Annotated in this window: 10 protein-coding genes; 4 read left to right on the plus strand and 6 right to left on the minus strand. The window is 42.6% G+C overall.

Annotation, left to right across the window (positions count from 1 at the left end):
- Positions 1-328 precede the first annotated feature (328 nt).
- From DBR40_RS23210 to DBR40_RS23225, 4 genes are all read right to left on the minus strand, one after another.
- Positions 329-646: a VOC family protein gene (locus DBR40_RS23210; protein ID WP_199748419.1), complete on the minus strand. Its 318-nt coding sequence runs from the start codon at positions 644-646 to the stop codon at positions 329-331.
- Between the two features lie 1,003 nt (positions 647-1,649).
- The gene (locus DBR40_RS23215; protein WP_124562127.1) at positions 1,650-2,252 is read right to left on the minus strand and encodes a DUF416 family protein; all 603 of its coding nucleotides are present in this window, start codon (positions 2,250-2,252) and stop codon (positions 1,650-1,652) included.
- A 10-nt stretch (positions 2,253-2,262) separates the two neighbouring features.
- Positions 2,263-5,517 carry a DUF6443 domain-containing protein gene (locus DBR40_RS23220; protein ID WP_124562128.1) on the minus strand — a complete coding sequence of 1,085 codons (3,255 nt, stop codon included), beginning with the start codon at positions 5,515-5,517 and terminating at the stop codon, positions 2,263-2,265.
- Between the two features lie 4 nt (positions 5,518-5,521).
- Positions 5,522-9,376 (minus strand): hypothetical protein, encoded by a 3,855-nt coding sequence (locus DBR40_RS23225; RefSeq protein ID WP_124562129.1) that lies wholly within the window; start codon positions 9,374-9,376, stop codon positions 5,522-5,524.
- Between the two features lie 709 nt (positions 9,377-10,085).
- Between DBR40_RS23225 and DBR40_RS23230 the strand changes: the two genes are divergently transcribed.
- The 4 genes from DBR40_RS23230 to DBR40_RS23245 all read left to right on the plus strand — a co-directional run bounded on the left by DBR40_RS23230 (position 10,086) and on the right by DBR40_RS23245 (position 13,255).
- A complete protein-coding gene (locus DBR40_RS23230; RefSeq protein ID WP_124562130.1) occupies positions 10,086-10,844 on the plus strand; it encodes a hypothetical protein in 759 nt (252 codons plus the stop codon).
- Positions 10,845-10,944: 100 nt separating this feature from the next.
- Positions 10,945-11,214: a helix-turn-helix domain-containing protein gene (locus DBR40_RS23235; RefSeq protein ID WP_124562131.1), complete on the plus strand. Its 270-nt coding sequence runs from the start codon at positions 10,945-10,947 to the stop codon at positions 11,212-11,214.
- 516 nt (positions 11,215-11,730) lie between these two features.
- Positions 11,731-12,279, plus strand: coding sequence for a BfmA/BtgA family mobilization protein (locus DBR40_RS23240; RefSeq protein WP_124562132.1), 549 nt, complete (start codon positions 11,731-11,733; stop codon positions 12,277-12,279).
- 1 nt (position 12,280) lies between these two features.
- Positions 12,281-13,255, plus strand: a complete 975-nt coding sequence (locus DBR40_RS23245; protein WP_124562133.1) for a DUF5712 family protein — start codon at positions 12,281-12,283, stop codon at positions 13,253-13,255.
- A gap of 739 nt (positions 13,256-13,994) precedes the next feature.
- On the opposite strand, the gene DBR40_RS23250 is transcribed toward DBR40_RS23245, so the two are convergent.
- Both DBR40_RS23250 and DBR40_RS23255 read right to left on the minus strand, forming a co-directional pair.
- Positions 13,995-15,092: a hypothetical protein gene (locus tag DBR40_RS23250; protein ID WP_124562134.1), complete on the minus strand. Its 1,098-nt coding sequence runs from the start codon at positions 15,090-15,092 to the stop codon at positions 13,995-13,997.
- Between the two features lies 1 nt (position 15,093).
- A complete protein-coding gene (locus DBR40_RS23255) occupies positions 15,094-15,903 on the minus strand; it encodes a sigma-70 family RNA polymerase sigma factor (protein WP_124562135.1) in 810 nt (269 codons plus the stop codon).
- Positions 15,904-16,436: the final 533 nt, after the last annotated feature.

Below are 16,436 nucleotides of genomic sequence, written 5' to 3' on the forward strand. Positions count from 1 at the left end.
GGTTTACAGCAGGAAATAATCGTACCTGTTGTAAACAATTGGCACTTTAGGTGGTTTCAAAGCGCCATCAAGGCGCTTTTTTATCATTAAGCAGTTGAGAAAATTAAGGCTGGAAGGGAATTTCGTGGTTTTGGGGCACCATGAGCGGGCGGTTTGCGCCGTCCGCACCACCTAAACCTGGCCGGTGCGGAAAACCCGCAGTGCCGATCCTTCACCGGCACGAAGATTTGAAGCAAAGAACGGGAACTAACTTATATAGTGACACAGGAATCTGCTTTGCTGATAACTATAGTATACTTATAACTATATAATTCATTTACCTTCTGGCTTAAGTCAGTTCATCCATATAAAAAAAATTAAACTTATGCCCGTCTGGATCGCAGAAAACAAAGCCATAGTACCCCTCCCCAAATTTGTCTGGCTTAGAAACAAGCTTTTCACCTGCCTTATCAATTTCTTCTGCCCATTCATTTACTTCAGCTTTGCTGCCCGCGGAAAGGGTGAACACCACTTCGTTTCCATGTTTCAGATCAACTATATCACCGTGGATATTGGACTCAAGCACATCTTTTAAAAAGAAATGAATTACGAAATTGCTTTCCCCAACCAAAAAGCTGGTTAAATCTTCAGAGTGGCTTAAAACCAATTTCAGTATAAAGCCGGGTTGTTTGTGCCAAATCAGCTACGGCTAAATTCGCCCATATCTTTCTTGTTTTCATTATATAGTATTTAATGTATGTGATTTGATAATTGCATTGCCTAAAAACAAAAGCAAACGGATTGCGATCTCAACAAATCTCTTGTACATGGAAAGCTGATGTTCTGCTTCCCTCAGCCTCTTCTACAATGCCTTGTTCTCTTGCTTTAACTCAGACTCCAGCTCTTTGAGTCGCTATTGATCATTGTCCTTCATAGGCCGACCAATGCTTTTATATCCTGGATAGGCTAATTTACTATATTTTCGCAACCAATTCTGAATGCACTGATTCCCGCGGATATCGTATTTACGTTGCAACTGATCTTTATTCAAATGCCCATTCTCGTATTCCTCTACAACTAGCCGCTTGAAACTCTCACTGTAACTCCGGGGTGGACGTTGCAGTTTTTTTAAATTATTATTGACCATCTTTTGTTAAGATTTGATCAACCTTTTTTAGGACTCCACAAAAAACAAAAAAGCCTCAACTTTTTCAAGTTAAGGCTTTTGTTGCGGAATGGACGGGACTTGTACCCAAACCATTAACCTCCTGTAAATTAACATAATAAAGACCAAATATAAAATCAGCTCACCAAATGCTCACCATTTTTTTGTTGCTTTTTGACTGTAAATGAATAGTTTAAAGATAGTTAATAATTGACATTTTTACAATAAAAAATCCTTTTTGATCTCCAAGTGAAAAAAATAGTCTAGTAATCTCCATTTCTAAAAAAGCAGTTCTAATACAGGTAAAGAAACCCAATTTCATGCTCCATCTCACCAAAAACACTTAACCAATAACCGACTGTCTTACAGTCAATTTTCTTGCAACTTAAAATTGGCACAATGGGGTCAATGAAGTTAGTTTATGCATCAGCCACAAACTCTAGCACAAGTAAAAAGATTAAACACCGCTACACTAGCGACGGCTCTTATTATTACACAGAAAGACCTATGATATAACTTCAATATCAATTACAAACGACTTGTCCCTTAAAGCCTCTATCAAATTATCCGTAATATCCTTTTCCTTCAAAGACTTTAGCTTTTCTATTATGGACAACTGCCTACCTTTTTCTTGGATCATCAAGGGATCGCTAGCAATTTTAGTTTCAAGATCCTTAAAGTGTGTATCAATATTATCTCGAACCTGAATGAACATATCAACGGTATCGCGGGCATAGCTTGCGACATCAGCAATATGATCAAGGCTTTCATCTAACATAAAGTTGAGTGTACTGTAAACGGAAGTGCAAGCGTCCAGAGCAAATGACACAAAAACCTCTGAATAATCTTCTGTATTTGGAGTTACCATATCAACAGCTTCTATATGTTGTTGGATTTCATTGCGATCGAAAAGGTTCTTAATGAATGTAGACTGGTAAATTATATCGATTGAATCAAGAAGGACTTTGGGATTACCCCAACCAAACCTCTCATGAAAGTACAGATAGTTCGGGTAGAGCCTTTCACATGTGAGAGCAGCAAACAAAAGTTGCTGTTCCGCAGAAAGGAACTTCAATTTACCTTTTATATCTTCTCTGTATATATCCATTTAATCTTATTTATTGGTTTCTAATTGGTTTTAATGGAGACGCAGGCTTCAATGGTGTCACAGCTGCTACTCCGTTTGCCTGAATGGTAAGCGCACAGTTGAAGCAAATGGGTCTGCTAGCACCTACGCTCCCAATTTTAACATTATTTGCTTTTGCATAATTCAGTACCGTAACTTCCGCATGACCTGCTCCTCTTGCCTCAACTTCTCCAGGCTGAAGCGCAGCTCTTTGTGAAGGACGTAACCTAGCTTCGCTAGAGCCAACTACTCTAACCGAATTGCCAGAAGCATCAGTGCCTTCCCCAACTGCAATTGTTGTTCTTCGCTGGGTAGCAGCAGGAACTTCACCATGTATCTCTTGCGCTCGTTGTCCCAATGATGCCTTTGCCTGGCCTGTCGAAGTACTAGTAAAGTTAATCTCATCACCAAATCTACTTCCACTATTATATTGACTTGAGTACGAATTAACTCCACTTGCAATCGCCCACATAATTGCGGTCCCGTTTGTTGCTTTTTCAGTTCCAGCTGGCACCATCCCCATAGAGACTTGATAACCCGCAGAGGCATCACTGGCAAACTTAGTGGGAGTATTCCACCATTCTTTTATTGCTGTGAATAATTTTGCTGCGTTTAAGCCGGGTGGATCGGCAGTCTCCATCCCGTCAGGATCAATAAACCTAATTGGATTGTTGAGTACATAATTATAAGGAGCTAATCGCCTGCTTTTCTCCGCCAACGGATCAATCACATTCCACCTCCCAATCTCAGCGTCATAAAACCTTGCCCCGTAATCTAACTGTCCACCAAGTTCATCCTGAACTTCCTTTCCATTGTAAAGATATTTATTATTTCCAAATGCGACACTATTGCGCTTACCAAAAGGATAATAATTATCTATTTGCAATGGCCTGATCTGGTTGTTATAAATATCGAAAGTATAGCGCACATTACCCAAATGATCACTTAGGTTATAATGGTAACTGTAGCTGTTATCGCCGTTATGTTGTGCCACACCTTCCTCGGTATGGATTACGTCGATATTGTTGCCATCGTATTCAATCCCGTCAATATATTCCCTCACTGTGGTTGAGCCGTTTTCGGTAACGGTTTTCCTTAGTTTACTACCTTCGGCATCATAAACATAGCTAAGCACCTTCCCATTGCCGCTTGCACCTGAGGGCAGGTTCAGCAGGTTATAACTCAGGTTCATTCCGTTCCTGCCATCAGTCGTAGCATTCCCGTTCGCATCGTACACGTAAGTCCCCGCAACATTGTCTATCCGGTCCAGCCTGTTCCCATTGTAATAATATTGGTTCATTGCACCACCATTACGGCTTAACTGGTTAATGTTGCCCATATTATCGTAGTTCAGCACCTCACTCATATAAATCCCGGTACTGGTACCGTTGATTAGCCTATCCAGGTTATCGTAACCATAAGTGAATTTATTGGGTGAGCTGGCTGGAAACCTATCCTGAGACCAAAACTGCCTGCTGATATTGCCATTAAACTGGTTAGCGCCATTCTCCTGGTAATCCAGCTGGATGCTGAACTGGTCACTAATGCTGCTTTTCAACCAGCCACGCTCATTATACGTCAAAACGGTGCTCTGCATTCCATTGTGCAGTTTCTTTGTTGCCAGCTGGCCGGTTTCATTGTATACAAATTCATCGAGCAAAATGTTAGTCCCAACTACGCTGCCATTGTTGATCTGTTTATTGGTGCTGTGCTTGCGGCCAACATGGTCATAGGTGAAACCAGTAACAATAGTAGTTACCGCTCCATTCACTTCGTGTGTCCTTACGCTGCTGGTCAGCTCCCCAGCAAAATTATAACTGTTCACCGTGCGGTCCTTACCACCCTTGGCATTATCAGACACGGTTTCCTTTACCCGTCCATCCTCATCATAATAGGTAACTGTTAGTAGCTTGGTCGCACTCCCAAGTACACGCACAAAACTTCCGGTGGCCAAACCATTTGTCTTATTGCTTACCGCAACACTAGGTGCATAGTTGCTGTTATAACCTGGAAAACTGTAATCATCATAATAATTCATACTGAGGAACTCCACATTCACAGATTCCTCCCCAGACATTGGGTGCGTAAAAACAGTATAACCATCGGATCTGGCCCCAGTCCGCGACTCCCAGAGCTGACCGCTCATGGTATCGATATAGTCTCCCTGAAGTGTCTGCCGGGACATAGTGTTCCCATTCACCACCCCAGTCAGCACCACCCTGCCCAAACCATCGTGCTTTATCCAGCTCCATTGATGATTCGTGCGCTGATTAGCATCCTGGCTACAAATCAACTGATCCAGTTTGTTGTACACCATGTACTCCCAGCCTTTACCCGGTATCTTTTTCTCCACCAAACGTTTCCTGCCATCGTAATGGTAACCGTAAATAAAATAGCCGAAAACCGGATCTGATTCCGATTCGTTAAAACTGCTCGCTGTTACCGCAGGTGGCACCACGTACCTCAGGTTACCCAGCTCATCATAGATATAATAGGTATTTAGTTTCTCGGTTTCACTTTTATATACCCTTCTCAGCACAACCCTTCCCTCCATATCCTTAAACTCCTCGGTATTACCAGCATTGCCCGATACCCAGTTCTCGCCTTTTAAAACCGTGCGGTAAAGCTTTCCGGCAGGATAGTAGGCGCCTGCCGAAGCACCGGAACTGTTTACCTGCCATAGCAGCACATCACTAGCTGCGTTAATGCCATATACTGTTTTCATCGTATGCCCTGAGCTGTTACCTGGTACAGGCTGCCAGGCGGCTCCCGGCTCTCCTTGTTCTATTATCCGGTTTAATGGGCTGGCCTCAAAAACTGCTATGCTAAACGGTGAAGTTGTTTTAATCACATTGGCATCCCAGCTCCCAGTGCCATAGTAACTGCCCTGGGCAGCAATACCCGAAGATTTATAAGCCCCATCAGCGGCCGATTGTTCCGCATAAGGGAGGTATTTCTTCACCTCACGACCAAAGGCATCGTACTCCATTACCTGTACCAAGTCTTTTTTACCCGGACTGGCTTGCCATTGTACGGTTTGCAAAGGGCGGCCTAAACCATCAAAATACTGCAGTTTATGGTTTGCCGAATCGACAGGTAAACCACTTAAACTCCCTACCGTTTTATGACCGGCTGCACGCACGCTAATTTCCTGCACATAGTTCTGATTATTGGCAGGTGACTGGGCATTGGCTACTGTCCCGGAAAACAGGACAGCAAAAACAATATTTAAAATTCTTTTCATCATTTACTTAATTAGATTGTACCACATATCCACTTCCTGTAACCAATGTTAATGCTGAGCTGGTGCAATACCCAGGATCATCGCCTCCGCCACCACCTCCCGGAGGGGTTCCATTTGTGGTGGCCCCTGCAGTTTTAACACTTTTACTGGCCGTTTTGGCGGTTGTTGCTGGTGCTACACTTTCAACGGTAATTAACCCACCTTCACAGTAGTTCCACATTGCAGGTAAGGCGACAGTTGATACGTTTGCCGGTGCATTTACAATATGCGAATTGGTGGTTGTACTGCCAGGACTTCCGTTATTGTAGGTAATGGTGGTGGTTTCGTTATAATTAAGGGTTAGGCCAATCGGCAAAGTATAGGCTTGTGTACAAGCGGCATCAGAATAAAAATCGGCCGCATAATCGGTATAATAATGCATGGCCCCGTTCATGATCACCGAACCTGTTCCACTCACTCTTTTTTTCACATAAACCGGCGAAATTTGCGTTCCTGGCGTACTGCCCGGAACATAAATATTATCGCCATTAAGGTGAATGGTATTGTAATTAAACAGCTTAACAATATCCCGGTTATGGTCTTTTATTGTTTTTAACCTGGCGAATGAATCATAATTATAGTAGGTAGCCTGTCCCTTCGAATCCGTTGAAGCCATTAGCCCAAGTCCGGTAATGTAGGCGTAGGTACTTATTTGGGCATCTTTCGGATAAACACAAACCTCATCAACTGCCGCCCCTAAGCTTAGGCTTACCGGACCGGTGTAGTCTTGCTCCTGGTATTTCCACCTGGTACCATCGAAATACCAGTAACTTACTTTATAAGCCCTCGGGTTGGGTATTGCCCAGTTTAAGGTATATGCACCGGTATGGTACCTGTTGCCCATATGAGCTGCACCCACCGAAGCAGTGGCATCTTCCTCAAAGTTCTCATAAAAGAATTCGGCTTCAGTGGCATTCCTGCATTCTGCAATAACCTGATTTGGGCCTAAGCTCAGCGAACTGAAAGCCGGAGCATAATAGCCCCACTTATAAGCTGTAGCCGGCCCGTCTTTTAATTTCTGGGTTGTTAAACGGCCAAAAGAGCCATCGTACGAATAACTTGCCCGTTCCTCAAAACGCGAATCGCTGGTAAGGTAGTTATATTTACTACCTGTCAATCCTTCATTGTTCAAGCTGCTGATATTGGGCAATTCGAAGCTCGATATTTTCACCGGCCTATAAAAACTGTTGTTATACTCCGTGAGTACCGAAGAAACCAGCACTGAGTCTGCACCCGTTTTTTTCCATACCTGTTTTTCGATGACAGGCGAGAGTACGTGCGCACTTAACAGGCCGGTAGTAATCCCTGGCACATAGCTTTCGGGATACTTAAACTTGGTTACCATATCCGAACCATCCGATCCATTGGATTTGGTAAGGATAAGGTTTTTGGTATCATCCAAATCATACAAATAGCGTTGCTCGTTAACCAGGGAGTCGGTTCCGGCATAGGTGACCTCCCTCATTTTTTTTAGGTACTTATAACCCTGTTCATAAATGTTTACATCATTCGAAAACTCAATCTGGCTGGCATCGTACCAACCGCCTTCTTCTACAAAACCTACTGTTTGATGGGTTAAGATTGAACGGAAGGAGGTATCGGGCCTGATTCCGTATTCATACTCTTTCTTCGAAACCGGAACAAACTGATTGGGACCGGTTCTCTGGTATTGGGTAACCCGCATTGGCTCAACCCCCAAAAAATAATTGTCAAAAGAGGTAAAGTCGTGCCGGGTCATCAGGGTATCGCCACTACTGATATTCATTTCCACAACTGAATTGTAATAGTGCGGAACCCCAATCATATGGTTTTCACTCAGCGTTGAATTTACAATGGTTGTGTTTACCTCTTCGGTAATCCCCCCGGTTTTCACATGTATTTCCTTAAAGGCGGTTGTACTATAATTTATTCCTTGTCCTACACCAGAGGAAAATCCCTGGGACGTAGTGTATTTATATTTTTTGACCAGAGGTATACCTGTTAACGGAGTGCTGGTACTGGTTGCCAGTCGGATTCCCCCAGCTGCACTTCCTGCGGCCGGAACCGAGCTTTTTTCAGAATAATACAGGAAACTCTCCACACTTTTTTCCTTGCTGTCACACCAGCTATCCATCCGGTACTCTCCTGCGGGGAGGTTAATACTAAAAGATTTGCCCACACTATCCGATTCAAAACCAACCGAGCAGTTCAACACCTCTCCCGTATTGCTCCCGTCTACACGGTAGATCACTACATCCGATTGGAGGTTTTTCGAAAGGTTATCGAAGGCAGCAACCTTGGGTTTCCTGTATATGGTCACCCCAATGGTTTGTTCGCTATTAAGCGTAAAGCCCTTGTAACCAAACAAGGTTCCATATGGGTTATTGGCTGGCCTTATTAGTGAAAGGAATTCTGTTTTTGGAGTCATCAGATAATTATAACCATTGAAATCCTCATTCATTTCATACTGGAATTCGGTCTTTCCTCCCGTTGGATAGGTAACCTTGGTCAACGCACCAAGTAGTGTACCCCAAAAATTTGGGTTACGGTTGGGGCCCTGGTTATAAAATATGTCAGGAATAAGTGCTCCGTTAAAATTGCCATAGCCCGTATAATAACCAAAGTGGTCTAACCAGGGAAAACTTCGGGAAGGGAAGTTCCCGCTTTCAAAATAATCGAAAAAGTGTTTCTGTATCTTGCCCGTATCGATAGGTACCGGCGGGTCAGTACTTTCTTCGGCATAAACGGGTATCTCAAAAAGCGAATTTAACTTGAGGTATTTCCCGCTAAAGCCTCCACTACCCAGATAGCTATGGTACATTTTAAAATTTTTAAGCGGGGTGCCTGCACTATTTGATATCACTATCTGGTCAAGTACTTTGGAATGCGTGGCGTAGCCATTCTCTACATCTTCACGATCCGCACCGGCCACAAATGTAGCCACATATTTCTCCGAGCGAATTTTGCTTAACCTTAAAGCATCTACCCTTGTTGGGAAAGTTCCCATTGCCGGATAAAGGGTGGATGGGTAGGAAGTTGGCGGTGGGCTCATCCGATAACTCTGGGTAAAGGTTCCCCAATTATAAATCTGCCCGTCACTGTCATACTCCAGACTAATGGCTTCAGTACCCGAGGCATTTCTGATCTCGGTCAGGTAATAAGAAGAAACATAATCCGGCAGGGTGTATGAGGTACCACTGCTGCCTTTGGCATGTGAAGTTTCCCTGGCCCCAAAAGTATATTTTATACCCTCGGGTGTAGTAATGGTAAACGACGATTCGGGCGTTCCTGTGATTTTAAACTTCTGGTATGGAAAACAGTAAAATTTACCTTTAAAGTAAATAAACTTACCCGAGTATCCTGCGAAATTAAAATTATAAATATCGGTTTCGCTATCGTATAGCCCATCAACAATATTTTTTAAAAATGTCTTGTCTACATTAATGTTGTGGATCCGTTCCTGCACCGTAGCATCCTCATAGTTATAACCGGAGTTTGAGGTATTGTCTACCTTTCCATGTACAATGTGCGTAATCACACCACCGGCATTCAGGTTCCAGCCAAGTCCAACCCAGCCAATCTGTTGCGAGGGTTTAAAACCATCGTAGCTATAGCCTAAAGAAATAGGTAGGGAAAGTTCATTCCCCTTGACATCAAAAATGGGTATAGTCAGTCCAAGCGCACCTGTAGAAAGGTTCAGTGGCACTTCCCCGTAACGCCCAAGACTCCCCGCCGTTGGCGAAGGGGCAATAAGATCGGTACGCAGGTAATTGGTATGGTCCTGGGCATAGGATACCATAAAAAAAAGGCAATAAAACAGTGCCGGCAGTAATATTCTCTTCATAATGAGATTTGGAATAATAATTTAGATGTAGAAATATGATAATGTTTCCCCGCAATAACCCTAATGGTTAAATGCAACAAGGCCAAAGAAGGACTCCTTAGCACCTATGGGTATAACAATAGCTGAAATCAACCGCTTACCTGGCGATTTGCCAGTTTGGCTTTGGTGTTTTTGAAAAAGGGCATGGGTAGTACCATTACCACTAAGGCTTGAGGCGCTATTTACAGACAGCATGTTGGTTAATGAATGATTGCCGCGAAGGTGTTTTTTTCAGGCGCCGGCCTAAAAAAAATTACACCAACCATTCACTTTACATGACAAAAACCTGATTTTCAGAGTTCAAATAACAAAAAAACATAAAATATTCCTTGCGGGAATAAAACAAAAATCAGAAAATTGCAATCCTATTTCGCTAAAAACAGAAAGCAAACAATCTAGTGGTCTATTAATTTTTCTAAGCCCGAAAATTGGTCAAGGGAGGCAAATAACCTGGCCGGACAACGACCCCACGTCCCAGATCAGCATAGGGTTACCGTCAGAAAAGTTCATGGCTGAAAAGCCAAGGGTTATAAATTTATCATAAGCGACAGGCGAGCCCTTGAAGAAACCTATTAGTTAGATTGTAAAAGCTAAAAACAGTTCAGAGATTGGACAAGCATTCCCGTTCAACAAAAATTAATTGCTAAATTGGGTTTTGTTTTAGATGCTTATGAACCCAAGCTACTTCAGAGCCCGTAAACCCTTTTCGCTTTCCCCCCACCGCTATGACCTGGGAACATTTATTGGGCTATCACAAAGCCATGATGACAACCATTTTCTGCTAAAAATCTACAGAATAGAAGAAAAAGAATTTGCAGATTATTATAGTTATCATCTTAATTATGCCATGGAAAATAATCTTATTAATCAAGAAGAATTTTTCCGCCATGTTTGGCAGATTGTCCAAATAAGGATTAAACACTTTGAAATACAAAATCCTTTTTCAAACAATCACGGTATTCACAAGGAGAGCTTGAAAAGATTACAACGGTTCGAAAAATACCTAAAAAGCATAGACATATGGAATGCCAGACCATCCAGTATGGTAATTGAAGAAAAGGATATAACGATTCAAAAGCAAAAAGAAATCATCGAAGGCCTCCAGGCCCGCCTGGATGAGCTAAAGATTTACGAAGTGAGCCAGAAGATTAGGATTGACGAAGGCCGCCTGCCAACATTCATCGATATCATCCAACAGCTGCGTGAATTACAATTGCCGTCAGGCAGAAAACTGCTTAAGAGTGACCACAAAATTCCCTATGCCAAAATGATTGCCAAGTATTTTTCACATGGCGGAAAAGATATTCCCATAGAAACTGCAAGGAATTATTTTGTGGACAAAACAGATGATATACCGATCAAAGGCACCCTTATCCAGCCGGAAAACCGTCTTTTCAAAATAGTCCCTATAAACCCTGCCAAAAAATAACAGCCTGTTCATTTACTGCATATGACCAGACCGGTTTTATGGTCATTGTTTTCACGCCCTCAGTCTGCAATTTTGACCTACAAATTAAAAAAGGGGGAATATGCAGATCGAGATCCTAACCAAAGAAGAACTCCAAAAGTTCAAGTCCGAACTTATCCAGGAGATTAAACAGGTTATTAAAACCAATGAAACAGTAACAAGCAAGCAGTGGTTGCGTAGTTCGGAAGTCAGGGAATTGCTAAAAATATCCCCAGGAACTTTACAAAACCTGCGCATCAAAGGCATACTTCGCTATGAAAAAATTGGGGGCATATTTTATTATGCCTACACGGATATTAACCAATTGATGGGAGAAATCGGGAACTTATGAATAGCACGGCAGAAAGGCTGGCCAGTTTTTTAAAGCTTGCCAGTAGGAATAGGAGTTTTTATCAGTCACACATCAGTTTATATTCGGCGATACTCGTGTACTACAGCAAAGCTTCTTGCCAAAACCCCTTTCGGATTTCAAGGCGTAAACTGATGCGGCATTCAGCCATCCGTTCCTTTGCCACTTACCACAAATGTATGGGCGAGCTGGCAGCAAGTGGCTTGATCGGGTATGAACCCTCCTACCACCCCAGCCTCGCCAGCCGAATTACTTTGTTGGATTATTGTATTGAACCATGAGGGATAGGCGTATTGCAGGAAGGTCCTTTTCCTATTTCGGGAAAAGGAGCAAGCGGAAGTTGGGCAGAGCCCTACTTTGCTTGCCCTATGCTGCGCAAACGGGGTTGAAAGAACCCTCCAGGGGTTCTTTGCCATTGTAAATGTGCCGTATGGCGAGAAAAGGAATTCCCTTAGGGGTGCAAAATAATTGAAGACATAGCAAAACAGATATATGGATATGCAGGAAAGTTTAAGGACGGTAAAATATTCGGTACAGGATGATGTCAAGTTTGAAAAGATAGCCCTGAAACTGGGTAGGCCGAAACGGCAGGTATTCTCCCAGATGATCGATTATTTCTACCGCAGTAAAAAAGACCCGCTCGATTTTAATGACGAGCTATTGAAAAATACGATACTAAAAGGTCAGAAAGAATATATCGGTTTCATAAAAACGCAAGAGAAAGAACTACTCATTCCAATAAAAAGGGATGCCGCAAGGACAATCGAAGTTTTGAAAAAAATCGTGAACTGCTTCAATGGCCAGGTACTCAAGGCTAATGATGAGCTTATTAAAAACCAATTGGCGCAGACAAAAAAATTATCAGACCTGGGCGGGGTAATCGGCAACATTGAACGTAAGGCTGAAACCAGGCAAATATTGAAAGAAAGATTTCTTTATATCCTGAACAGCTATATCAGCCAAAGGGAATCTCTCAGTTTCATGGCCTCATCGAAGGACAAGGAAGAAATCGCGAATATGGCGCGCAAACAGGTAACCTTGCTTTAAAATGTACATCAATATTACTGACAGTTTAACCGCAAATAACAAGGGTAGTAGTGGAGGGCTCGTCAATTATCTTGAGAAAGAAAATAGACTTTTGAATAAAAACGAACCCGAATATTGGTTCAACTATATGGCGGAAAATATAGAGCCCTATGAGGTGAGACAGGCTATAGATAACAATATAGCTAAACTTTGTAAAGCCGATGCAAAGTTTTTCCTGATCAATATCAACCCCAGCCAAAAGGAGCTCAAATACCTTATGGCTGAGTTCGGCGAATATGAAATAAAGGATCAACTGAAGGTGTTTGCCGAAAAAGTGATGGACAATTATGCCAAAAACTTCAAACGCGAGGGTATAAGCTCGGCGAAAGACCTTTTATGGTTTGGCAAGATAGAGCACAACCGCTATTATGGTTATAAAGATAAAGAAGTAATCAATGGCGAGAAAAAGCGTGGTGAGCTTAAAGGTGGCAACCAGATGCATATCCAGATTATTGTCAGCCGTAAGGATGTAACGAACAAGGTAAAACTTAGCCCGATGAATACTTCGCGGGGAAAGAACCAGCAGCATTCAAAGAAACTAGGGCAGTTCAACCGCCTGGCATTTAAGCAGTCAGGCGAAGTACTTTTCGATCAGCTATTCGGCTTTGATAGGAAACTGAATGAGACGCTTGCATTTACCAATATCCAAAAGAACGGTAGCCTCGCCCAAAAGGAGCAGCTCGACCTCTTGGAATTTGGGGTATCCCAGTACAATGGCACGAATCCTCTCGCCAAGAAACTAGCAAGGGAGGTATCAATGGGCTTGTTTAATAGCACGGATGAAATGCTGCAAGGGATAGGAAAAACAGTATCCGGATTTATTGAAATCATGATGGATCCTGTTTATATGCCTGCTTTAGGATCAGATGCGCCTCATCACGCTGAAAAGAAAAGAAGAAAAAAACGAAAAGGACAAAGCCAGGGAATTAGCAGGTAAGGTTTAAACGCATTGTATGAGTGAAATAAACTTCCCACCGCACATTGCGGCCTGCAAAAACCCTCCCCTTTTGGCCAAAGCCGTTTTGCTTTTTGCATTTACACTGGTAATTCCTAGGGATTACAGCAATCCCACATATTGCATGATGATATAACATCTCGGTAGGTGCCATCTGTCCCACCCTACGGCTTTGCAAACAGCCACTATTCTTTTAATGGGTAACAATCAAACCATAGTGCCCATAATTGTTGTACCAACTCACTGGATCTGAGCTCACACACCTATAATCCGCTCCCTGTAGTTGTATCAGCAGCATCAATAATTCGTCTACCTCCTATTATACATTACTGGTCAATCCCAATTCGAATTACAATAGAGCACTGCATCTTATTTTCGGGTAAAGGGACAATCTTGCGAAAACCATTGTAGCTGTATTAAATACGGCATACTGTGACTTTTGCGAAAAGAGCCCACGCGCTGTTTCCCAATTTTAGTGGGGTAAAATAGGGAGCTTGGTTCCTTTGTTATTATCCCAACCTCAATAGTCAGTGAGCATTAACCTATCCTCACCCTACGGCTGTACAGGCAGCCTCTTATTTTATATATTATCTTGCAGTTTCATTGCGAGGATATTTATCCCATTTTTCACATGAAGTCCGCCATTGCAATGCCTCATTTATAGGCTAGTGAGCGAATTGATGGCTCACCTTACGGTTATGCAAAAAACCTCTTTTGTATCTTATTCCACGATCAGCTGTATGCCGGCCTTAGCTGCTTTATAGCTAATCTTTTCCTTTAGGCTGTAATAGCTCCAGTTTTGCAGCAGGTAGTGGTCTTCTTTCGCCATTTCCTCTTTTTCCTGCTGGTTAACCAGTAGCAGCGTTGCCGCCTGGTGTTTCAGGCAGAAATCAATCAGCATCCTGCTGTAAACATGCAGCTTTTGCTCGACATACCGCCTTTCCATATGCCGGTAATCCTCAAGGCTTTTCATTTTCTTCCTTTTACCGTGGCCGCCACTATTAAATGGCATTGCTTTTTTGACCCTGTTCACTGCTGCCTGTATCGCCAGCCTGCGGTGAAGGAATTCCTCCCTGTTCCCAATGGCATGTTCAAAGCTTCCGATCTTGACCGTTACCGGATGTTCTATCGATAGCGAGGCTTCGGCGATAACGGTAGGATCAAGTGCATGCTGTTCCTTTTCGATTTGTACAGCCGCCAGCAAAAATATTTTCCCTTTGTCCAGCTGGATATGGCTCGCACGGAGTTTCAGGTTTCCACTGATGATCTTTTCGAACATTTTTTTCTTATCCGACCTATCTTTTCCTAAATAGGTTTTAAAAGGGATCTGAAAAAGCCTGAAAGTGAAGTTCCTGTTGTCAGCCGCCCTGGTCAATTTGGATATTACCTCTGCGCCAAAAGGAAGTGGGATATTGCGTTTATAGTTCCGAAGTGATTTTTCACCCTTCCAGTAAGCATCCTTTTCCTTATTGAAATAGGAGATCAGGGAGTTATTCAGGTTGCTTAGGATATTTGTAGGGATCTGCCCCTTGAAATGATTGGAGAGTAATCTATAGGTGGTGTTCTGCCGTGAGGATTTCAAGATACCGTTCTCTTCTTTCTTTTCATCAGCGAGCTTCAACTTGATTTCCTCGGTGAGGTAAAAGAAGTCTTTCACCCGTTCCTGGACAAAATGATGGCTCATAATCAGGTTTGCGGCGCGGAAACAGATCCATTGCCAGCTATACAGCTGGTCGATCGCCTGTTTCACGACCTCCTTATCCTGGGAATCGACCAGCAATTGTATTTTTCGGGTAATAACCATTGTACTGTTTTCCATGTCATCTGATTTTTGTTTTTCTGATTTTCAGTGAAGCAGCTGCAAAAGCCTTTTGAATGTACCCCTGGTCCAGGCTTAAAGCCTCCGCAATCTCAGTGAAGCTGTACTGCAGCTCATACCGCATCTGAAGGATCATGGACTGCTCTTCACTGACCTCGCCTTCAAAGCTGAACCTACTTGTTCTTTTTATTTTATCGAGTTTTTCGGCATCAGTGATAACTGCTTTCAGGCATTCGAGTGTCTTCTCTACTTTTCTCGCTACCTGATAATCGGAGATACCGCCGATATGCCAGGCCATCTGCCCATAGTTAAAGGAATATTTGATACATAGCCTAACAAAAAGCTGCTGGTCATGGCTGAGGTTCGGAAGAACTGTCTGCACCCGCTCCCACTGCTTTTTCTCCTCTTCTCCGGGTTCATGCTGATAAAGAATATCCCTTTCATCTTCTTGGTTCGGATCGTAACCGCCGATAAAATCCTGATAATTTTCAATCTCATCCAACCGCAGCATATTACGGTGAAACCTGTTGCCGGAGGTTTTGTAGTAGGCCTTGCACCCATCCGAAGTCAGTTTTTTGACAAAAGTCTCAATGTGATCCGGGCAGGTGATATTGTTCCGGCATAACCAAAGTCGCAAGAATGCTTCATTTACGATACAGCCTGCATTCACATCATCTTTTATGTACCTGAACCCGTAGTAGTATGTTCGGGGATATAATAATTTATAGAAAAACTCAAGTCCTTTCTCATTTCCTTCCTTGAATTTGGTGAAGTTTATGGCACGATTGGGGTTTAGTTTAATGCATTCCATAGTAATCTCATTTAAAATATATGCAAATGAGTCGCTAAAGCGGATGACACGAAAATAAGACGTGAAATCCGTTTAGCGGCTCCTAGGGTTCGGGAAAATACTCCATTAATCCCAAGTTCGACAAATGTGAGCCTGGGCAATAATTGAAGTGATTTTTTGTGCAAAATATAGTCTTTAAACCTGATGTCTGCCGTTGCCAAAACAGCATAGCATATCCATTAAGACTGTTTTATCTTTTTTCATTAGTTTAGTAAGTGGTAAAAAAATAATTATTAAAAAGGTAAAGGAATCAAGGTAGAACCATTATAAAGAACCGACTTATTATCAATTTTTAGAATTCCTTGCCTGTCTAATGGGCTATTCTGGCGCACAGATCACTAATGAGATAAGATGATCGAAAAGATGTAAGTGTCTGTATTTCATCATTCTTGCTTAAAAGCATATGAATAATGAACTTTAAAGAATAGAGTGGGCATTTCGGCAAAAATGGCCGGCCGTTCCGCATTTAAACTGTGTCTTGTCCTGAAATAGCT

The sequence above is a fragment of the Pedobacter sp. KBW01 genome (assembly GCF_003852395.1).
GTDB lineage: Bacteria > Bacteroidota > Bacteroidia > Sphingobacteriales > Sphingobacteriaceae > Pedobacter.

Bases quoted from the DNA above. Each gene is read 5' to 3' on its own strand.
- DBR40_RS23215 (WP_124562127.1), bottom strand. From the start codon at position 2,252: ATGGATATATACAGAGAAGATATAAAAGGTAAATTGAAGTTCCTTTCT.
- DBR40_RS23220 (WP_124562128.1), bottom strand. From the start codon at position 5,517: ATGATGAAAAGAATTTTAAATATTGTTTTTGCTGTCCTGTTTTCCGGG.
- DBR40_RS23225 (WP_124562129.1), bottom strand. From the start codon at position 9,376: ATGAAGAGAATATTACTGCCGGCACTGTTTTATTGCCTTTTTTTTATG.
- DBR40_RS23230 (WP_124562130.1), top strand. From the start codon at position 10,086: ATGAACCCAAGCTACTTCAGAGCCCGTAAACCCTTTTCGCTTTCCCCC.
- DBR40_RS23235 (WP_124562131.1), top strand. From the start codon at position 10,945: ATGCAGATCGAGATCCTAACCAAAGAAGAACTCCAAAAGTTCAAGTCC.
- DBR40_RS23240 (WP_124562132.1), top strand. From the start codon at position 11,731: ATGCAGGAAAGTTTAAGGACGGTAAAATATTCGGTACAGGATGATGTC.
- DBR40_RS23245 (WP_124562133.1), top strand. From the start codon at position 12,281: ATGTACATCAATATTACTGACAGTTTAACCGCAAATAACAAGGGTAGT.
- DBR40_RS23250 (WP_124562134.1), bottom strand. From the start codon at position 15,092: ATGGAAAACAGTACAATGGTTATTACCCGAAAAATACAATTGCTGGTC.
- DBR40_RS23255 (WP_124562135.1), bottom strand. From the start codon at position 15,903: ATGGAATGCATTAAACTAAACCCCAATCGTGCCATAAACTTCACCAAA.